Below are 19,860 nucleotides of genomic sequence, written 5' to 3'. Positions count from 1 at the left end.
GGATTATCGTCGCAGGGTCTGCGACGGCAATTGGCCGAATCGAAGCCTGTAGTCGACGGCAAAACGACCGAAATGGGTGAAGCCCCATTTCAGGGCGATTGCCGCGACAGTCAGTCCCGGCGTTGCTTCCTGAAGTTCCCTATGGGCGGCTTCCAGTCGAAGATGCTGGAGGTATGCCATGGGCGTCGTCATTTTGAAGTCCCGGAAACCCTTCTGAAGCGACCGCACACTGACGTTGCATACCGCCGCCATGTCGGCAATCGAGAGCGGCCGCATAAGGTTGGCCTGCATGAAGTCGATGGCACGCCTGACATGGCGTGGCGCCGGCGCCGGGGCTATCCTGGCAAGTGCCTCTGAAAAGCGATGCGGCACGGTCTCCAGAATGAGGTTGGTTATGGCGCCTGTCAGGTTTGACAATGCGAGAGGCGATTGGCGCAAGGCTGTATCCTGCGCCAACCCGCTAAAGGTTGCTTCAGCCAGATCCTGCAATATCCGCCCCGGACCGGCGGCCAGATCGATATCGGGATGGAAGTTAAGATTGCCGCCGACAGGTGTTTCCAGCAGTCCGCTGAGCCGGTTGATCATCTCATTTCGATCATGGATCACGATCAGATGCTGTCGCGGCCCCATGATGTGCATGTCGCCATACGGTATTCCATTGGTAATGAAGCCGCGCCCCGGCCTTGAGCCAAACGTCTCCTTGCTGGTGTTGAAACTTGCCTCTCCGCTCAAGGGAATGAACATCAGGAACTTGCCGCTATCTGTCTCACGCGTCAGTCGAAAATCGCCGTCATAGGTGCACAGGCCGAAAGAGATTGAACCGGCGGATGCGAATTCGCATCGGTAGGAGATGGTCTTCTTTGCGGTGGTTTTGACCCTTATCGTCGATGCCGGCGTTGAAAGCGCCTCTGATAATCCATCCGGATCTTTCCCGCTGTAGCGAAGGCTTCCTTCGGTCATCGCCGGTTTCAATGGTAACTTCATGCCTTGCCTCGTATGCCGGAGCGCCCATCAATGGCGATAGGGTTCATTGATGCCCCTCATGCCTAGGGTGCGCCCTGTAAACGCTGCGTAAATGGCGCCCGCGGACGCATATTCAATTGGAATATGGGTAAACGGATTGTTCGGCAGCCCAGCCTGGCATTTCGAAACAAGAATTCGATATCATCAACAAAGAATAATAAAGCAAATATTTGCGCGTTTTACGGATATAATATTCGCTTTTCGGATTATATGTGTCTTATTGTTGTAGTTTTTAAACAAGAATCCAATTTTGGCACAGGCTTGGTGAAAAGATGCATCATTGATGCTCCATAATTTGCCATGGTTTTTAATTATCTATTATAATTAATGAATTGACACCATGATTTTGGCGAAATATTACCTGATGCAGCATTGATCAGCTCTTCCAGATGGAGAACGTGCATGGCGATTGAAGCGGTAACCTCAAGTCCGGCGACGATTCCAGCCACGCCTGCGGATGCTCCCGGCTCCACGTCGTTAAGCACCAGCGACACGACGAAGAAGGTTGATCCCAATAGCGAGAAAGAGGTCCTGAATGCTGCGGTTGAAGCGTTTTTGCCGAGCATGGTTTCCAACACGCTGATGCTCAACAACACGCTTTTCAACTTTGCGAAGGACGCCATCGACGAGGGCGATCAGGAATAGTCCTCCGGCCTCGCTTTCACTGACCAAGCGGATCGTATTGCGTACAAGGAGTTTCCGATGAGTGGTGATGCCCTTCCCAGAGGTGCCTTGGTTCCTCCTGCCGATGCGATCGGATCCGGAGCGCCCTTGCAGACGGTGGAGACCGTTTCCCTCCGGATCGGAGCTGATCGGGAGAGCCTTCAAGTCGAACAGTCGGTCTCGCCTGGCATACAGTTGCGCAAGATCATGCCGGGCGGCGAGGCGGCTCCGGCATTCGATCCCACGCCGATCGAGACGAAGACTTCGAGTTTCCTCGATCGCATTACTTCTTTCATCATGCCGAAGGGTACGGCGCCCGAAACACCGCTGGTGCGGTTCGTCGAGAAACCGGGTGAGGCCAATGGCCACCCGGCGAAGACGGAGAACCTGGAGAGCGCCATCGACAGGCTGGAAAAATCTCAGCAATTCGCCACCGGCACGACGCTCATCTCCTCTCTCACGCAATCTGTCATGTCGTCCTCTAAGCGGCTGACGCAAGGCCAATGAGTGATTTGACCGTGGTGCTGCCCTTTTCGCTCTCATCGTCATTCCTGCGCCGCGCGGCGGGAATCCTCTCCGTTCTCGTCTGTGCTGCCTTTCTGTCGGCTTGCAGTGAGGATGTCCTGACCGGCCTTGATCAGCGGGACGCGCGCGATGCGCAAGTGCTGCTGGAGCGTGCCGGCATCCGTGCTACGGTGACGGGCGAGAAGGGCGATGTTTTCAAGATCGCAGTTGATGAAACCGATCATGCGCGGGCAATCGAGCTACTCTCCGACGCGGGTCTGCCGCGCCTGCCGCATCGCACGATGGCGGAGCTGTTTCCCGGCGACGGATTTCTGGTCACGCCGCTCGAGCAGAAAGCCAGGATGACCTATGCGGTCGAGCAGCAGCTTGGCGAGACGCTATCGGCATTGGATGGCGTCGCCTCCGCCCGCGTGCATATCGTGCTTCCGGAAGACAATGGGCGGGGTCTCATCAAGGAAAAGGCGCGTGCCTCAGCGCTGTTGCAATACCGACCCAGTGCCAATCTGGTTGATATCGAGATGAAGAGCCGGTCCTTGCTGCTCAACAGCGTTCGGGGTCTCGCCTACGAAGATGTATCGGTGGTGGTCAGCCCCTGGTCGGAGATCGGCTCCCTCGCTGGAGCCGCGCCCGCGGGTGCCGCGGCCGAACCCAAGCAGGCGGCCGCGCAGGTCGCGATCGCAACTGCGACGCACGGGCTGACCTCTTTTTTGGATTATCGCACTCTTTCGATCGCAGGCTCAGCCTTGCTGGCGATTGCCGCCAGTCTCATTCTTCTCCTCCCGCGACGGAAGGAAAGCTGATGACACGGGCGGGCGGGCATGGCGAACAGGCAGCGCTTAGGGATGTGGCGGTTCGCCGGGCAGCACTCGCAGGAGCTGGCTGTGGAGCAAAGTGGTTGAGCGAAATCGATGCCGACCTTCTAGGCCGTCTGGATGCGACACCGAGGCTGCAGTCACGCCTGTTCCATGCACGCGCCGAGATCGGTGGCGATCCCGCCTGTCTGCCGATCGAAGCCAGTCATCTGCTGACGCTTTTACCGCAAATGCAGCGGAAGGCGGCGCTGTCAGCAGGCCTGACCTATCACCTCGCCGCCGCCGGTCCTGTGCTGAGCAAGGACAAAGTGGCGGCGCTGACCGCTATCTTCGGCGACGATGTTCTGGCATTCGCCTTCGGCCACACTCATCTGTCTGCGCCGGCGCCTGTCTTGCTCGGTTTCGAGGACGAGGAGGTCCGGCGGCTTGTCGAAGCGGATGGCTGGGCGATACTCGGCCTTTGGCTGGCCGACAGTGGGTTGGCGCCGATCTGGCTTGGTGATTGGGAAAGCAGGCGGGACGGCGGCTCGATATCGCTGATCCGCTCCGCCGCACTTGCCATCGGCAAGGCCGCTGCGATTGCTCAATGGGAGAGCCGGCGGTGACATCAGCCCCCTTTAGCCAGCGGCGGATCATACCAGCGGCCGAGTTCGGGCAGATCCGCGATGCCACGGATCTTGTCGCTGCCGCCCTTCAGTCCGCAGCGGACATGCATGTAAAGGCGGAAGACGAGCGGCAGGAAGCGCGGAAATCCGGCTATCAGGACGGATTTACTGACGGTTTGCGCAAGGCTTCCGAGGCTCTTGCCGAAGCCACCGGCAAGGCCGAGAGGGAGCTGGGTGACCTGGACCACTGGATCGGCCCGGTCGTGTTGAAGGCTGTAGCGCAGATTGTTGGCTCCATGGACATGGATGATCGCATTCGCCGGATCATCGCCCGGGCAATTGCCGATACGGCCGCCACGCAGACGATCAGTCTTTACGTGCCGCCGGAAGATGAGGCGCTGGTGCGCCGTGCCGCCGAAGGGCTGATTCATTCGTTCGACATCCTCGTCGACCCCCTGTTGTCCGGACAGGAGATGGTAATGGAGACATCGATGAGCCGAGCCCATATCGGCATGCGCGAACAGATCATCGCGCTCGTGGAGGCCGCGGGCCGTGGTTGAAGCGCTGGCGAGACTGGAAAAAGCGATCGACCAGACGCGGACGCGCCGCGCGAGCGGCAGGGTCACGAGCGTCTCCGGCCTGCTGGTGCGCGCGAATGTTCCGGCCGTGCGTATCGGCGAACTCTGCGAGCTGCGCGAGCCGGGAACGGATGAGGTCGGCTTTGCGGATGTCGTCGGCATCGAGGGGGAGACGGCGCTGTTGTCGCTGCATGGGACGACCCGCGGCATATCGGTCCGTACCGAAGTCATCCCGACAGGGCGCGAGCCGGTGATCGCGGTCGGAGACTTCCTACTCGGTGCCGTCATCGACGCGCATGGCAATATCATCCGCAAGGCCGAGGGGGTGACGGGTCGGGCGGGTGAAACCAGCCAGCCTCTCTATGCGTCGCCGCCGGCTCCTCTTGCGCGCCGCCCGGTTGCGCGGCATCTGCCCGTTGGGATTCCGGCCATAGACGGGCTTTTGACCTGCGGCGAGGGCCAGCGGGTCGGCATTTTCGGACCGCCGGGCGCGGGAAAATCGACGTTGGTTTCCGATATCGTCAAGAATGTCGACGCCGATGTCGTCGTCTGTGCGCTGGTCGGCGAGCGCGGCCGCGAAATCGGGGAGTTCGTCGAACTCGTCATGCCTGCCGGGGCGCGATCAAACGCCGTGCTGGTCACGGCGACGTCCGAGCGGCCGGCGCTTGAACGGTTCAAAGCCGTGCTGACCGCCACGGCGATTGCCGAGCATTTTCGGGACCGGGGCAAGCGCGTTGTCCTCGTGGTCGATAGTGTCACACGCCTGGCGCGGGCACTGCGGGAGATCGGATTGGCGGCGGGCGAGCCACCGGTGCGGCGCGGTTTTCCGCCCTCGGTTTTCGCGCTCCTGCCGCAGATCTTCGAGCGCGCCGGCAATAGCGCCGAGGGTACGATGACGGCTTTTTACACCGTTCTGGTCGAGGGCGAGGAACGGACGGACCCTATCGCCGAAGAAACCCGCGCGCTTCTCGACGGCCATATCGTTCTTTCCGACAGGATCGCCCAGGCGGGGCAATTTCCGGCGATCGACATATTGGCAAGCAGAAGCCGAACGATGAATGCGGTGGTGACGGAAACGCACCGGCGAGCGTCTGACCGATTGCGCTCGATGCTGGCGCTTTACAAGGAAGTCGAGCTTCTCATTCGCGTCGGCGAATATCAGGATGGGCGCGATGCTGCGATCGATGAAGCCGTGCGCAAGCGAACTCTGATCGGGAATTTTCTTTTCAGCGGACATGCGAAAGCGCCGTCCTTCGAAGAAACCGTCGCCAGGCTGCAGGAGCTGGCCCGATGAACGCGGCCTTTGATCACCTCTCGCCTGCGGGCCTATCTTCCGGACATGTAGTCCCGCAGGCGCGCGAACCATGGCAGATACCCTTCGGCGACAGCACGCTGGCGATCCGGCCGCTTGCTCCTGATATTGCAATGGACAGGATGGGCGATCCTGCGCGTCTCAGCTTGACCATTGCGGGAGAGCCGGTCGAACTCCTGGCGCCGGGCGCCACCCTCAAATTGCTTGTCGACCGGCTGGAGCCGCTGGCGCAATGGGACCGTCTTTCACCACCTGCCTGTGCAGCCGTGCTGGAATATCTGCTGTCGGATGTTCTCGAGAGGGTCGAAACGCAGACCGGCAAGCAGATCACCTTGACGGAAGTCGGCCCTTCGGCCCCCCAAGGACTGCCTGGCAATTTCGGTTTTGAAGTCACATGGCAAGGGCTTTCCTTGCCGCTATGCGGTCATTTTCCCGAGCCGATGCTGATGGGTCTGAGGCGATGGGCCAATCGTCTCCCGCGCCGCCGCCTTGCCGCTCTGACGGCTGAGGTTGCCATCCGGCGCGGCTATGCGGTTATCTCCGCGCGCGAACTCAAGCAGCTTTCGGTCGGCGACGGGATCGTGATCGATCCTACGGCGGCCGAGACCGTAATAGCTGTCACCGGCGAGCATTTTCTGGCGGCCTGCACGCTGTCGAACGAGGGCGCGACGCTGTGCGGACCGTTGCTGACACGGCCAAATGGACCAATGAGGCACTTCATGAGCAATGAAACAATCGACCAGGATTTACAGGGGCCGCCGACGATCGCGTCTATCGGCGACATTCCCGTCAAGCTTGTCTTCGATATAGCCCGGATCGAGCTGCCGCTATCGGAACTGGAGAGCATTGCGGAAGGCCATGTCTTCCCGCTCGACCGTCCGAAACAGGACGCGGTGGAGATCGTCACCCAGGGACGGATCATCGGCCGCGGCGAGATCGTCACACTCGACGGCCTCACGGCCGTCCGCGTCACCGCGTTGCACGCCTGATGGAAACCGCCTTTCCCTTGACCCAGGGGCTGGCGGCGATGGCCGCCATCTCGATCTTGCCCGTCATCGCGGTCGTGGCCACCTCCTTTACCAAGATCGCCGTCGTGCTTCTGATCGTCCGCAATGCTATCGGCATCCAGCAGACGCCACCGAACCTGCTGGTCTTTGCCATCGCGATCGTGCTGTCGGCCTTTGTGATGAACCCGATCCTTCAGCAGTGCTGGCAAGTCCTTCTGCGCGCTGATGTCCACTTCGATACGATCAATGGTCTGGCGGCCGGTCTTTCGGAGGTCGGTGCGCCGTTGAAGGCCTTCATGATGAAATTCTCCGATGAGGAGGTTCGTCAGTTTTTCGTCAACTCGTCGCAACGCATCTGGGGCGATACCGCGACCCTGCCTGCAAGCCCCGACGACATCACCGTCCTGACGCCGAGCTTTCTCGTCTCTGAGCTGACCCGCGCTTTCGAGATCGGTTTTCTGCTGTATCTGCCCTTCCTGATGATCGATTTCGCGGTCTCGGCCATTCTCGTGGCCTTGGGCATGCAGATGATGTCGCCGACGGTCGTCTCCACACCTTTCAAGCTGCTTCTCTTCGTCGGCGTCGATGGCTGGCGCCGGCTGCTTGAAGGGCTTGTGCTTTCCTATGCGAGCTGAGTGATGGGACAGGAGCAGATCTCGGCGGAAATCGGTGCGTCGATCCTTGCGACATTCGCGCTCGCCGGCCCGATGCTCGGTCTTGCGGCAATCCTGGGGTTGGTGATCGCCATATTCCAGGCGGCAACGCAGATCCAGGAACAGACGATCGCGCAGATCGTCAAGATATTCGTCCTGTCCTTCGTGCTACTCGTTTTCGGGCGCGCGCTGGCAACGCCCTTGCTGGAGCACTCGATCCACATATTCAATGACTTTCCGACCATGGTGCAATAGGCCGGATGGAAACGAGCCTTGCCCAGTTCCCCGTCGTCAATTTACAGACCGCGATCCCGGCGGCGATGGCGCTGGGGGCGGCGAGGGCGCTCGGCATTCTCTCCATCTTTCCGCTATTCTCTCTTTTCAGCATCACCGGCTTGCTGCGGATCGGGCTTGCTATCGGTCTCTCCGCGCCGGCCGTCGCCTTTGCCCATGCGGTGCTGGCGGAGGGCCAGACGAGCTATCTCATCCTCGGTGTCCTGTTCCTGAAGGAATTCGTGTTCGGCGGGTTGATCGGCATGGGGCTCGGCATTCCTTTCTGGGCCGCGCAATCGGCGGGCGACATGACGGATGTCTATCGTGGGGCCAATGCGGCCAATCTCTTCGATCAGGTCAATGCGCTTGAGACGACGACGCTCGGTTCGGTGCTGATGTCGATCGCGCTGGCCATCTTTGTCGCAACCGGAGGGATTACCGACCTCGTCGCCATCTTCTACAAATCCTTCGAATTCTGGCCGCTGTTCACGTTGAAACCCGCCTTCGACGGAGATGCGCTTAAGATCATCCTTGATATCTTCATCCAACTCTTCCGGATGGGCACGCTGCTGGCAGCGCCCTTTGTCATCATCATTGGCGCGATCGAGTTGTCGCTCGGCTTTGTTGGCCGTTCTGCCAAGCAGTTTCCGCTGAACGACAGCGTGGCGACGTTCAAGAACCTGGCGGTGGCTGCCGTGCTGGTGCTCTATGCCATGTTCGCGGGCAGTTATTTCAACGAAATATGGATCCGGGGCTTTGCCGAGGTGAAGTCGATCTTCGAGACTGCCGATGTCCAAAAATGACGATACGGAAGAAAAGAGCCTGCCGCCGAGCCGGGTCAAGCTCGACCGGTTGCGGCGGGAAGGCCAGGTTGCCCGTTCCAAGGAAATCCCGGTTGCCATCTCCGTGCTGGCGATCGCCGCTTATCTCGCCTGGGCACTCGGCGATATCCTGCGGGATTTCGCCAGGATTTTCGGTGTCGGTTTTGAAGCTGCAGGCCTTACCGGAAGTCCGCAGGCAGATCCTGGCTTTCCTTTGACGGCTGTCACTAATATGGCCGAAATACTATTCGGCATATTGTGGGTGCCCATGCTGCTCGGTCTTGCGATCACCATTGCCGTTTCGATCCTCGACGGCCAGGGTTTCCCAGTGTCGACGAAGCACATGAATTTCGATCTCAACCGGCTCAATCCGGCAAGTGGGATCATGAAGCTCTTTTCCGTGACGAACCTGGTGGAGTTTCTCAAAGGCATCGTCAAGGTCATTCTCCTTTCCGTCGCGGGTGGCGGCGCCGTCCTCTATTTTCTGAACGGCATTTTCTGGGCGCCGCTTTGCGGCGAGGCCTGCTCGCTATCCGTTGCCGCCCATCTGATCGGCACCATCGTCGTCGTCGCAGCTGCGATCATGCTTGCCGCGGCGTTCTTCGACCTGTCCATCTCGCGCCTGTTGTTTCGCCGCGAACATCGCATGACCAAGACGGAAGCCCGGCGGGAACACAAGGATACGCAAGGCGATCCACATCTGAAATCGGCACGCCGCCGTGTCGGCGCGGAAATGCGCAATGCGCCGCCGCGCAGGGAAAAGCCGGGAAAATAGGCTGTGCCCATTCCCGGCTTTCGGTTGAAATTCTCTCATTGACCAATAGGCGGCCGAATTTGTCTCACCAGGGAGACCAGTCCGGCCAACCGCCCGCCGGAATGCGGGGGCCGTTGAAGAGGATCGGATCGTCGAGAAGTTTTTCGGTCTCGTTATTCATCCGGTGCGTCAGCTTGTCGAACTCGCGGGCTTCCTTGATGTCGGCATAGGCCGTTATGCCGAGCCAGATCGCGTTGGAAATGAGGCTGGCGACGCCCATGACCGTGCTGAAGGTCTTTGTAAAGGAAAGCGCGCCGGCAAGCTCGGGAATGCCGTACTGAAGCCCCTTGGCTGCCGCACCGATGACGGAACCGAAGCCGACGACGCTGTCGGCGATCGTCGCGATCGAATACATCGAGAGTTCGAGCGCGTCGGCGCCGCTTCTCTTGGCGCCGATCGTCCAGAATATGTCGAGCCCGATCCAACCCACGCCGATGACGGCGCCCAAGGCGCTGGACGCCATCTTGAGCGTATCGGCGGCAAACATGGTGGATGCCTTCGCATTCCAGGAAGCTCCGTTGCCGAACAGCTTGCCGACGTCCTCGACAGTGGAGAGGAAATGCCCGGTTCCGCTCAGAATCTTGGACGCAAAGGAGGTGCCGTAGAGAACGGTCGCCGCAATGGCATCCGGCGTGCTGACGCGCCCGGTCGTCGCGCGATATGCGATGACGCTGCCGTAGACGAGCGCATTGGCGCCATCCATCAATGCGTTGAAGTATTTGTTCTTTTCCACGCCCGGCGGCGGTGTGACCTCGACCTCGAGTTTTTCCCGCAATTGCTTCATGAGGGTGGCGACATCGCCGCCGGGCTTGGCCATGCCCCAAACGGAGGTGACGATCGACATGATGTTGATGGAAAACTGTTGCTGCGCCGGCAGATTGTTCGCGAACAGGTCCTGAGCCATCGTCGAAATGGTCGGCTGGAGCACGGTGGCGAGGTTCTCGGCTCGTTGTGTCGAATCCAGGGTGGTAACGGCCTTCGGCCGCGTCACCTCATAGTCCCCGGAATAGTTGCCGACGAAATCGGAGAGTTTCGTCGACGCCGTTTCCACATCCTTGGTCGCGAAGGCTTCCAGCATGGCCTTGTCCCAGGCTTTGCCTTCGATGCCGAACATCTTGTTGTCGACGGTCGACTTGTAGCTCTCGTCCGCGCCGCCGCGTCCTTCCGGCTGGCGGGTATGCGTATCCGTGATTGATCGGCCGGCAAGACCGGTGGCGGCGGCGATCATCGCCGAGATCTCACTGTCGCTATAGGTATTAAGACCCGATTGCCGAACGAAATTGCCGTTGGCGTCGCGAACGACAAGCGGCTGCGAAATATCCGAGGGTTCCGTTTGCGCGACAACGGCTCCGCCCTGGATCAGCGCGGTGACGGCATCCTCGATCGCGGCCTTGTAGTCGGCGGCATTGACGCCGTCGGGGACTGGGACGTCCTGAAGAAGCCGGTCGAAATGTCCCTGGAAGTCGGCCGCGGACATCTCGCCACTGGTCATCTTGTCCCAAAGCGAAGGCAGGATCTCCATCACCTTGGCGGTGAAGGCGTCGGCAGCCACCTTGTTGTCGCCGAAAAACTGATTGGCGAGCATTTCCGCCGTCGGTCTGAACAACTCGCTCTTGCCCGACAGATATTTCATCTGGTCGCTGTTGTAGAGGCCGTCTCCGAAGACGGTGGTGGCGAGCCCGCTATCGGCCATCGTCGGCAACACGCTGTCGAAACCATAGCCGTTTCTGACCGGTATCGGCGCCGTGATCGTCAGGTCCGGGGCGCGGTCGCCGACCAGATCCGTCAGCTTGGAGGCGGCGGTCTCCACGTCCTTGAAGGCAAACGCACCGCTCACCGCGCTATCCCAGGCGTGGTTTTCCGTGCCGAACATCTTTCGCTCGAGCGTTGCCGTATTGGCCGGATCGGAATCATATCGGCTTTCGCCGCTGCGCGAGCTGCTGTCGGCACGCGATCGACCGGCAAGGCCGGTGGCGGCCGCGATCATCGCGGAAATCTCGTCCTTGCTATAGGTGTTGAGGCCAGACTGGCGAACGAAATTGCCATCGGCGTCCCGAACCACGAGTGGCTGCGCGATGTCTGTCGGCTGAGCCTGGGAAACGAGCGCGCCGCCCTGAACAAGGGCGCCCACCGCTTCCCGGATGCTGGTCTTGTAGTCCGTGACATTGACGCCGGCAGGAGCCTCGATTTTCTGGAAAAGTCGATCAAAAAGCCCGTAGAAATCGAGCGCCGAACCGCCATTGGCCATCTGGTCCCAAACCGTGGGGAGAAGCTCCATCACCTTGGCAGTGAACGCGTCCGCTGCCACCTTGTTGTCGCCATACATCTGCTTGGCGAGCAGTTCTACCGTCGGTCGGAACAGCTCGGTCTGGCCCGACAGCGCCTGCATCAGGTTCTTGTCGTAGAGGCCGTCGCCGAAGACCGTGGTTGCCAGCTCGCTATCGGGCACCACCGGCAAGACGCTGCCGAAACCGGGGAGCTTGTCGAGTGCGCTGCTATCGCCATTCGTGCTCCCCGCCAGGCCGTCGAGTGCGTCCGTAGGTGCCGAACCGTCCAGAAGGTTTGTTTGGAGGAAATCCGAGTAATTCTTATCTGCTTCCGGAGCCATGCTCTTGAAGTCCGCATCGGACAGAACCTGGGAATAGAAATAAAGGGCCGACGAGTAGTTGTTGAGAACCTCCTGCAGCGGTTCGCCGGCGGCCAGCCCGTCCGTCAGCATTTTGCCGCTGACGACATTCGCCGCGAAATGATCCTTGAAGGCGGCATAGGCCTCGGGATTCTTGCCTTCCGCGAACATCTCCCTGATTTCCTGAAACAGGCGCTTGTTGAGAAGCGTCTGAACATCGGTATCGGCTTCCAGCGAGGAAATTGCCCGGTCGTAATCGGCTTTGATTTCCTTGTGCGTGCGCAGGACGACGCCGGCCGTCGTGTTGGCATCGGCTCCGTACCAGGAATAGTGCTGGCCGACGGCATCCGTGTAACCTTTGTAGTTGGCCTTCGACTGCAGGAGATCAAGGAACATGATCAACTTCTGCTCGGCCGTATATTTCGATGGGTTCTTCGCGACGTCGACGCTTTCGAAGCTGCGGTCCGCATTCTTGTATTCCTCGACAAGGCGCTTCGTCGCCTCGTTCTGGAGATCGCCGGTTTTCGACATGTCCTGTTGCAGGAAGTCGGGATAGGTCGAGTTATTGACGGAATCCACCATATGTCTGTTTCCCTTGGATAGGTATCGCGACTGTGTTCAGTTTCACGCCTGATCGGGCTTGTTGTTACGCAGCGTTTTCTTGCTGCACTCCGACCATGCCCACGACATCGGAGGTGATGTCGTGGTCTATTTCTTCGATTGCGACGACCGGCACGCGGCAATTGTGCCGGATCATCAATGCTTGTGTCAGGAAGCGCAGTTCGCCCGGCATGACGACGACCGGATCGAAGCCGCGCTCGTTGGCATCCACCAGGGCATCCTTGGTTTCATTCGCCAACCGGCGCAGCTTTTCGCTGATCCCTTCCTTCTCCGTCTTGTCTGAGGCGTCGCTGTAGGATCGGACGAAGCGTTCCCATTCCGGCGAAAGCGACAGCACGGGCAGCAGTCCCCGCTGATCAAGAAGACCGAAGGCAATCTGCCGCGACAGAGCCCATCGCGCCTTCTCGGCCAATTTGTCCGGATCCTGCTCGTGCGGTTCGATCTTGAGCATTGTCTCCAGAAGGCCACGCGGTTGTGACAGCGTGACGCCGGAATCGAGCAGGCGTCGAATGACGGCGACCAGCAGCATCGGTGAAACCTGGGTGCGAACGTCGATGGCGAGTTTGCCCAGCCGAGGCTCAAGGCTCGCAAGCCATTGCGTTGCGTCATCGACGCTGAAAATCGAGCCGGTATGACGCCGGACGATGCGAACGATATCCTGGGCGATCAGCTCCGCCGGACGATCGGCCTTGCAGGAGATAAGCCCGGCCGGCACATTCTCGACCTGGATATGGATCATATCCTCCCCCATGCGGGGATCGGCGTTGAATGTCGGCACGGTAATGGCGACGCCCACTGCGCGGGCGGCGACGCGGATGCGCGCATCGAGATGGCCGCCAAGGTTGTTGGCCTCGAGCCGGGACATGGTGGCGGCCGAGAGCGTCGCGACGATGGGGTCACCATATTTTGCGCGATCAAGGGCGGCGGTGGCTGTGCCGTTCTGCTGATGAGCTATTCCCGTTGCGGCGTCGAGCTCCGGGGACTGGGATCTGCGCTTACGGACCAGGACAAGCGCCAGCGTGGCAAGGCCGATGCCGATAGGCCAGAGGACGGTGGTCGGAAAACCGGGGATAAGGCCGGCTCCCAGCGTGATTGCAGCGGCGATGCCGAGGGCGCGGGGCTCCTTGATCAACTGACGGCCTATTTCACTGCCGAGATTGGTGCTTTCATCGGCGCTGACGCGGGTAACGACCGTGCCGGCGGCAACGGCCATCAGCATCGACGGGATCTGCGACACGAGGCCATCGCCGATGGACAGCAGCGAATAGAGCTGGGCGGCTTCGGAGAAGCTCAATCCACGCTGGAAGATGCCGATCGCCAGGCCGCCGAGGAGATTGACCGCGACGATCACCAGTCCGGCAATAGCGTCGCCCTTGATGAAACGCATGGCGCCGTCCATGGCGCCGAAGAACTGGCTTTCCCGTTCCAGCTGCGAGCGCCGCTTCTGGGCGGCCTCGCCGGAGATGTGGCCGCTGCGCAGATCGCTGTCGATGGCAAGCTGTTTGCCGGGCATGGCGTCGAGCGTGAAGCGGGCGCCGACTTCGGCAATTCTTTCAGCGCCCTTGGTCACGACGATGAACTGAACCAGCGCCACGATCAGGAACATGATCAAACCGACGACCACATTGCCGGCAACGACGAAGGAACCGAACGCGGAAATGATCTCGCCTGCATCGCCCTCTGCGAGCACAAGCCGTGTCGTGGAAATCGTCAAAGCGAGACGAAACAGGGTCCCGATCAGGATGACGGCGGGAAAGGTGGAGATATCGAGCACGTTGCGCAGGTAGATCGTCGTTACCAGGACTACGAAGGCAAAGGCGAGATTGAAGGCGATCATCGCATCGATCAGCACCGTCGGCATCGGCAGCACCATCATGACGACGATAACGGCAAAAAATCCCGCAAACAGGATATCGGTTCGTTTGGCGATGGCTGCGACTGGCGGCAGGATGCGGATCATGAATTACGCTCCTCCGTCGCCTGCGGTGCGCGCCAGCCGGAGTTTCTTGTCCGGCGCGGGATCGAAGCTGATCGTGTCGGTTTCCTTGCCTCGGGCGACCACCATTTCCCCCGGGCGTATCTCCTTGATACGCCAGTCGCCGGAAACTGTTTCTCCCTCGCGGTAGCGCCGGCCGTCGTTGCCGATGATGAATTTGACAGGTGCATAGCCGGCGGCGGCGACGAAGCCGGCCAGGCCAGACGAGAGCGTCGTCATGTCGACGACAGGAACGGGGCTGCGGCGCGAAATGGCGGCGAGAATGCCGTCCAATCGTGTCTTGCTGGCCATGTCGAGCGGCTTGGAGCCTTCGCCGATGCGGATCGCGGTTCCATTGTCCGCCAATTTCGCACCGAGCTGCAGGCCGGCCAGTCGCATCGCCTCGCCTAGCTCTTCCGTGATCGAACCGGCGGTCGGCTGCGGGGCGACCGTTTTGATTTGCGCCGTCTGGACGGGTGGCGCCGGCTCCCGGTTCGGCCCGAAGCCGATGTACAGGAGGGGAGCTGCGAGCATCAGAAGGCAGGCGGCCGCCATTCTGCGGAAGGTCAGGGGCTGTCGGGCAGGCGGATACGAAGAGAGGTTCTCGATACGGCACTCAATGTCTGCAAAGCGGATGGTTTCGCTGGAGCCGATGGAAGTGCGCTCGCCGCGATCCAGGACAGAATCGTTGATGGCCACGCCGTCGCGCAGTGCTTCGATGGTGATAGTCATTCGCTTTGTCACATCGGAAACATGCAGGCGAAATGCGGGCTCCGGATCGCAGCCCAGAATGACGAAGTCACAGGTCTGGCCGCCACCGACGGTGTATGTCCCCGAGCCAAGGTGATGGATAGATGTTCGCCCGGCACGCGCGATACGCAAGGTCGGCGCGTCGTTGCCGTCCGTTGTCTTGCTGGAAATGACCGATGATGGAGATGGAACCGTACGCATGATCTTCAACGGCGGTTTCTGTTTCGGACGCCTTTCCGGCCAATCCGAGCCGTCAGACAATCACTGTGATGAGGGAAAGGCGCGGTGCCATAAACGGGCTTGGTAACGAAAAAGGGGGCGAAGCCGACCATGGTCGGCTTCGCCGAAAGCATCAGCCCGGGCCGATTTTCTTGATGGCGTTGGCAACGCCGTTGATCTTGGTGATCTCGGTTGCGACCTGCAAGCTCTGAGCCGTTGCTTCGTTCTGAGCGGACTTGAAGCTCGAGATGGCGGAGTTGATGCCAGCATCCAGAGTGGAGGTGCTGCTGGTAGGGGTTGTAGCCATTGCTTGTCTCCTTTGCGATTAAGCAGGCACAACATTGCCTAAGTGATAGTAATAATCAAGATATCGTTGTTAAATTTCGGTTAATTCGTATTTTGGATATGGATATCGCAATTAGGATATTTAGATATTGTTGAATAACTGAAATATTATCTGAGTTAATCGATTAAATTCCAAAATAATGTTAACTTTATATTAAAAAATGGCAATGGCGATCTGTGATACTTACGGGCAGGATGCTAGGGGTAAGCCGAAAAAGATTGGAGATCATCGTGATGAAGTTGCGCGTATCCTCGATTGCCCTTCTCATCCTGCTGGCGCCGTTGACGGTGCAGGCGGCGGCCAGCGGACAGGACATACGCCTCAATGTCGTGTCCCAGCCGGTGGCCGACGTGGTGGATACCTTGTCCTTCATGTCCGGAATACCGGTCACGACCACCGGAAAGCTAACCGGTCAGGTGGAGAACTGGTCGGTGAAGGAAGAGGGGGTCGCCGCATTTGAGGCGCTCGGCCGCGTCAGCAATCTGTTCGTCGCCTTTGACGGAAGCCGGGTCATCATCGCGCCCAAGAGCGAGGTTTCCACCGTGATCCTGGAACAGAAGAGACGAGGCTGGAAGGTGACGCGGAGCGCGATCGACGCGCTCTTTCCGCTCTACCCAGACGACGCCATCCGATATGATCCGGCCAGCGATCTTGTTATCGTGCGAGGCCCTACCGCTTTCGTCTCCGCGGTCGAGACGGTGTTGAATCGATCAACCGTGGAAACGGTGCAGGTGATCAAGAGTGGCCATGTGGAAATGATCACGCCTCCTGCCGCGGCGAACTGATCAGTCTTGGCAAATGGTGACCAGATGGATGACGCGAACATATTTGCGGAACTCTTGCTGATCAGAAATATCCGCGCGGACGGCCTTGCCAGACAACTCGCGGCGCTGCGTCATCGATTGGTTGATATGGAAGCGGAGGCAGCGGCCCTTGCGCTGGACCTTCGTTCCACAGCCGAGCGAGTGGATGCTGCGTCGCCGACGCGGCTGTTGCAGCCAGGCCAGCAAGTCAGCGGGCAGGAATTGCATACATCATTACGGCAAGCGGCCATGGTGAAGGCGGAACTCGAGCAGCTTCGCCAGCGTCACCGTTCCCTGGAGGAGGAGCGCCTCAATGTGAAGGAGGCTGCCGACCAATGTGAGACAAGGCTTGCGCGCGCTGCTCGTATCGTTCGGCGCACGGAATGCGTCCTGGAGAGCCTGGAGGAAGATACACCTGAAGCGGATGATGGCGCAGAATAGCAAGTTAATAACTAGGCAATAAGCGGCTCGTCATATCGCATCAGCCGTCCGGCGTTCGCCAGCACCAGTAGGGTGCTGAAATTGTGGAGGAGGGCGGCGACGACGGCTCCCGCCGCCCCAAGAAAACCGAACCCCGCTAGTGCTACGATCGCCACGGTCCAGCCGAGACCGATGATGACGTTGGTTTTCAATGTCCGGCGGCAAAGCCTGCTGAGGCGGATGCATGTGCCGAGCCGTCGCAAATCGCTGCCGATCAGGATGATGTCCGAAGAGGCGAGCGCGATATCGGCGCCGCCCGCGCCCATCGCAATCCCGACGGCACCGGCCTTGAGGGCAAGCGAGTCGTTGATCCCGTCGCCGACGACCAGAGGTTTGAAGCCGCTTTTCGTCTCGCTCAACACGCGTTTCAGCTTGTCGGCGGGCAGGGCCTGAGCCGCGACATCGGTTATGCCGATCTCTCGCGCCAGGGCATGTGCGACCGATTGACGGTCGCCGGTGAGCAGAAGCTGCCGGTTGAGTCCGAGTGCCCGCAACTCCGTCATCGCAACCGCAGCCTCCGGCTTGACCGTGTCCGACAGGAGAAGCCAGGCAACAAACTCGTCGCCGATGGAAAGGCCCGCGAGCGGGCCGTCGTGCGAGGGAACCGGGGGAACGACGACCGACAGGCGTTCGAACAATTCGGGACGTCCGAGCGCCACTTCGCCCTTTGCCGTGCCGGCAACGACACCCAGTCCTTGAAGTTCGCGGACGTTGGTCAGCGGATGGTAGGCGTCATGGGAAACAAGCGAGGCTAACGCCCGGCTGACCGGGTGGCTGCTGGCAGCGCCCAGAGAGGCGGCCAAGGCCAGAACGGCTTCCCGGTCCGTATTGCCCGTCAGTCTAATATCTTGCAGCCGAAGCCGGCCGAAGGTGAGGGTGCCGGTTTTGTCGATGACCAGGGAAGTCAAATCTGCCAGTTCTTCGAGAAATGCGGAGCTGCGGATGAGGATGCCATGGCGCGCGGCGACCGCAATACCGGCAATCGCCGTTGCCGGTGCGGACAGAACCAGGGCGCAGGGGCAGGCCGCGACCAGGATCGCCAGCATGATCTGGTCATTATAGGTGAGGAACCAGGCAATGGCCGCGATCGTCAGCACGAAGCCCAGATATTGCTGAGCGTAGCGCTCCAAGAGCCGCGTGATCGGCGGCTTTGAATTCTCCGCGCGCTGCATCAGTGCGATGACTTTTCCAAGCGTCGAATCCTCGCCGGTTCGGGTCACCTCTATCTCGAGACGACCGTCCAGATTGATCGCACCGCCGAAGATCTCCATGCCGGCTGTGACTTCGAGAGGCACGGATTCGCCGGTAATCGGGGCAGTGTCGAGGCTCGCGTGTCCCTGCCTGACGCGACCGTCGGCGGGAACGCGGTCTCCTGCTCTCACCTCCACCAGATCGCCTGGCTTCAGCGTGACATTGTCGATTTCACGCGTCGAGCCGTCCGGCGTGATCAGCCGTGCGTGGCTACGGGTCAGACGCGCCAACGCCTCCATCGCTTCCTTCGATCCGATGACGCTGCGCTCCTCCAGCACATGGCCGAATATCATGATGATCGGGAGGAGGGCCGCGGTCAGGAGGTCGCCCGTCGCCCAGGCGGCCAGCATTGCAAGAGCGATCAATTGGTCGGTGATGCCATGCAGGCTTGGATGGCGCAGGCTATGCCAACCGGACCGGATGACTGGAACCGCGACGATCAGCGAGGCAGCTGCCAGCAGAAGCTGGCTCACGCCCTCTTCATCCGGCGCAAGCCAGCGCCATGCGATGCCGAGCGCAAGCAGGCTCAAGGCGATCATGGCGAGGGTCAGCTGAACGGCCACCGCCTGCTTTTCGTTGGCGGTCAGAAGGCCGGCACTGAGCATATGGCCATGATGATGCGCGTGGCCATGGGAGCCGTGGGAATGATCGGTCGCGACACTCATTTGTCGGCTCCCTGCAGGATGAGGCGTGCGTCGTCCCTGGGGTCGACCGTGACCACCGAGCCTGCCTTCGACAGGATTTTGGCAACGCGATCGCGATAGAGGCGCCAGAGAAGGCCGGGGTCGCTATCGGACCCTTGCGCGCTTGCAAAGCCGGTGACGGTGGCCGTATCGGCGCGCGCCTTTGCCAGACGTTCGCTGGATTGGGCTTCCGCCACCTGCACGATCCGATCGGCTTCCTGATCGGCGGCCTGTCTGTCCTTTTCCGCATCGTTCTGTGCCGACGCGATCGCCTGCTCTGCCTGCTGGCTTGCGGTCAGCACCCCGTCGAACGCACTCACGGCGGATGCCGGGAGTGCGGATTGAACATCGGCCCGGTCGATCTCGATCCCGAGACCCATGCCCTTCGATTTCAGTGCGCCCAGGCTGGCGTTGATGCTGTCCACCAGGTCGGCGCGCAGGCGTTCGCGGCGCTCGGCGATATCGCTGTCGGCGGAAACCAGCTCCGGGCGGGCGACCAGAATACTGTCCAGATCGCGGGAAGCACAGATCACAACGGCGCTGCGGGTCACGAGGCGGTCCAGCGCCGGCAGGACATGGTCCTGCTGAAGGGCATAGGAGAAGGGGTCGGTCACCCGATAAAAGACGCGGATGTCGAGCTGCACGACACTGGCGTCGGCGGTCAGCAGATATCCCGATCCCGCAAGCGTATCGCTTTCTGTCTCAGCCCCGGTCTCTCCGGTCTGCGCGGCCGGCGAACGAAGCAATCCATCGATCCGGCGTTCCAGAACCGTTGCGCCGTCGGGCAGCAGCAAGACCTTTTCGAAAGGCGCGGGCAAGGCCCATAACAGGCCGGATTCCTGCACCCGGTTCAAGGCGCCCAGGCGAAAGACGACGGCCCGGTTTTGCGGTGCGATCTCCCGGATATTGGAGGTTGCCCAGCCGACGGCCGCAAGCACCGTGATCGCGGACAGCAGCATGGACACCAGGCGAACGGCCTGATGCTGCGCCATCGAATTCCTATCCCCGACCGCACCCATC

20 protein-coding genes are annotated in these 19,860 nt (G+C 60.5%); 13 read left to right on the top strand and 7 right to left on the bottom strand.

The window, feature by feature from the left end:
* Positions 1-3: 3 nt before the first annotated feature.
* On the bottom strand, positions 4-960 hold the full coding sequence (locus PMI03_RS07220) for an AraC family transcriptional regulator (protein ID WP_309574334.1): 957 nt from the start codon (positions 958-960) through the stop codon (positions 4-6).
* A gap of 465 nt (positions 961-1,425) precedes the next feature.
* On the opposite strand from PMI03_RS07220, the gene PMI03_RS07215 reads away from it, so the two are divergent.
* The 11 genes from PMI03_RS07215 to PMI03_RS07165 are packed head-to-tail and all read left to right on the top strand — an operon-like array spanning position 1,426 to position 9,047.
* Entirely contained in the window at positions 1,426-1,668 is a 243-nt protein-coding gene (locus PMI03_RS07215) for a hypothetical protein (RefSeq protein WP_007691398.1), read from the top strand.
* 57 nt (positions 1,669-1,725) lie between these two features.
* A complete protein-coding gene (locus PMI03_RS07210; RefSeq protein ID WP_007691396.1) occupies positions 1,726-2,193 on the top strand; it encodes a hypothetical protein in 468 nt (155 codons plus the stop codon).
* Positions 2,190-3,011 (top strand): type III secretion system inner membrane ring lipoprotein SctJ, encoded by an 822-nt coding sequence (sctJ, locus tag PMI03_RS07205; protein WP_007691394.1) that lies wholly within the window; start codon positions 2,190-2,192, stop codon positions 3,009-3,011. Before PMI03_RS07210 ends, sctJ begins: the two co-directional genes overlap by 4 nt.
* Positions 3,011-3,628, top strand: coding sequence for a hypothetical protein (locus tag PMI03_RS07200; RefSeq protein ID WP_007691392.1), 618 nt, complete (start codon positions 3,011-3,013; stop codon positions 3,626-3,628). Before sctJ ends, PMI03_RS07200 begins: the two co-directional genes overlap by 1 nt.
* Positions 3,625-4,188 carry a type III secretion system stator protein SctL gene (sctL, locus tag PMI03_RS07195; RefSeq protein WP_007691391.1) on the top strand — a complete coding sequence of 188 codons (564 nt, stop codon included), beginning with the start codon at positions 3,625-3,627 and terminating at the stop codon, positions 4,186-4,188. Before PMI03_RS07200 ends, sctL begins: the two co-directional genes overlap by 4 nt.
* Positions 4,181-5,500 carry a FliI/YscN family ATPase gene (locus tag PMI03_RS07190; protein WP_007691390.1) on the top strand — a complete coding sequence of 440 codons (1,320 nt, stop codon included), beginning with the start codon at positions 4,181-4,183 and terminating at the stop codon, positions 5,498-5,500. Before sctL ends, PMI03_RS07190 begins: the two co-directional genes overlap by 8 nt.
* Positions 5,497-6,507 carry a type III secretion system cytoplasmic ring protein SctQ gene (gene sctQ / locus PMI03_RS07185; protein WP_007691388.1) on the top strand — a complete coding sequence of 337 codons (1,011 nt, stop codon included), beginning with the start codon at positions 5,497-5,499 and terminating at the stop codon, positions 6,505-6,507. Before PMI03_RS07190 ends, sctQ begins: the two co-directional genes overlap by 4 nt.
* Complete coding sequence (gene sctR, locus PMI03_RS07180) at positions 6,507-7,160, top strand: type III secretion system export apparatus subunit SctR (protein WP_007691386.1); 654 nt, start codon at positions 6,507-6,509, stop codon at positions 7,158-7,160. Before sctQ ends, sctR begins: the two co-directional genes overlap by 1 nt.
* Before the next feature lie 3 nt (positions 7,161-7,163).
* Positions 7,164-7,433 (top strand): flagellar biosynthetic protein FliQ, encoded by a 270-nt coding sequence (locus PMI03_RS07175; RefSeq protein WP_007691384.1) that lies wholly within the window; start codon positions 7,164-7,166, stop codon positions 7,431-7,433.
* Positions 7,434-7,438: 5 nt separating this feature from the next.
* Positions 7,439-8,254, top strand: a complete 816-nt coding sequence (locus PMI03_RS07170; RefSeq protein WP_007691382.1) for an EscT/YscT/HrcT family type III secretion system export apparatus protein — start codon at positions 7,439-7,441, stop codon at positions 8,252-8,254.
* Positions 8,241-9,047, top strand: coding sequence for an EscU/YscU/HrcU family type III secretion system export apparatus switch protein (locus PMI03_RS07165; RefSeq protein WP_007691380.1), 807 nt, complete (start codon positions 8,241-8,243; stop codon positions 9,045-9,047). Before PMI03_RS07170 ends, PMI03_RS07165 begins: the two co-directional genes overlap by 14 nt.
* A 64-nt stretch (positions 9,048-9,111) precedes the next feature.
* Here PMI03_RS07165 and PMI03_RS07160 read toward each other — a convergent pair whose 3' ends face one another.
* The 4 genes from PMI03_RS07160 to PMI03_RS31555 form a co-directional block, all read right to left on the bottom strand.
* On the bottom strand, positions 9,112-12,294 hold the full coding sequence (locus PMI03_RS07160) for a hypothetical protein (RefSeq protein WP_007691378.1): 3,183 nt from the start codon (positions 12,292-12,294) through the stop codon (positions 9,112-9,114).
* A gap of 64 nt (positions 12,295-12,358) precedes the next feature.
* Positions 12,359-14,293, bottom strand: coding sequence for a flagellar biosynthesis protein FlhA (locus PMI03_RS07155; RefSeq protein WP_007691376.1), 1,935 nt, complete (start codon positions 14,291-14,293; stop codon positions 12,359-12,361).
* Between the two features lie 3 nt (positions 14,294-14,296).
* Positions 14,297-15,259 carry a hypothetical protein gene (locus tag PMI03_RS07150; protein ID WP_007691374.1) on the bottom strand — a complete coding sequence of 321 codons (963 nt, stop codon included), beginning with the start codon at positions 15,257-15,259 and terminating at the stop codon, positions 14,297-14,299.
* Between the two features lie 151 nt (positions 15,260-15,410).
* On the bottom strand, positions 15,411-15,584 hold the full coding sequence (locus tag PMI03_RS31555; protein WP_007691372.1) for a hypothetical protein: 174 nt from the start codon (positions 15,582-15,584) through the stop codon (positions 15,411-15,413).
* A gap of 272 nt (positions 15,585-15,856) precedes the next feature.
* On the opposite strand from PMI03_RS31555, the gene PMI03_RS07145 reads away from it, so the two are divergent.
* Both PMI03_RS07145 and PMI03_RS07140 read left to right on the top strand, forming a co-directional pair.
* The gene (locus PMI03_RS07145; RefSeq protein WP_007691371.1) at positions 15,857-16,408 is read left to right on the top strand and encodes a hypothetical protein; all 552 of its coding nucleotides are present in this window, start codon (positions 15,857-15,859) and stop codon (positions 16,406-16,408) included.
* Positions 16,409-16,432: 24 nt separating this feature from the next.
* A complete protein-coding gene (locus tag PMI03_RS07140; RefSeq protein ID WP_007691370.1) occupies positions 16,433-16,867 on the top strand; it encodes a hypothetical protein in 435 nt (144 codons plus the stop codon).
* 11 nt (positions 16,868-16,878) lie between these two features.
* On the opposite strand, the gene PMI03_RS07135 is transcribed toward PMI03_RS07140, so the two are convergent.
* Positions 16,879-18,822 (bottom strand): heavy metal translocating P-type ATPase, encoded by a 1,944-nt coding sequence (locus PMI03_RS07135; RefSeq protein WP_007691364.1) that lies wholly within the window; start codon positions 18,820-18,822, stop codon positions 16,879-16,881.
* Entirely contained in the window at positions 18,819-19,859 is a 1,041-nt protein-coding gene (gene hflK, locus PMI03_RS07130) for a protease modulator HflK (RefSeq protein WP_007691362.1), read from the bottom strand. The genes PMI03_RS07135 and hflK overlap by 4 nt, the downstream gene beginning before the upstream one ends.
* Between the last annotated feature and the right edge of the window lies 1 nt (position 19,860).

Source organism: Rhizobium sp. AP16, assembly GCF_000281735.1.
Taxonomy (GTDB): Bacteria; Pseudomonadota; Alphaproteobacteria; order Rhizobiales; family Rhizobiaceae; genus Rhizobium; species Rhizobium rhizogenes.
The sequence above is the reverse complement of the archived record's forward strand: the minus strand, read 5'-3'. Positions and strand labels throughout refer to the sequence as shown.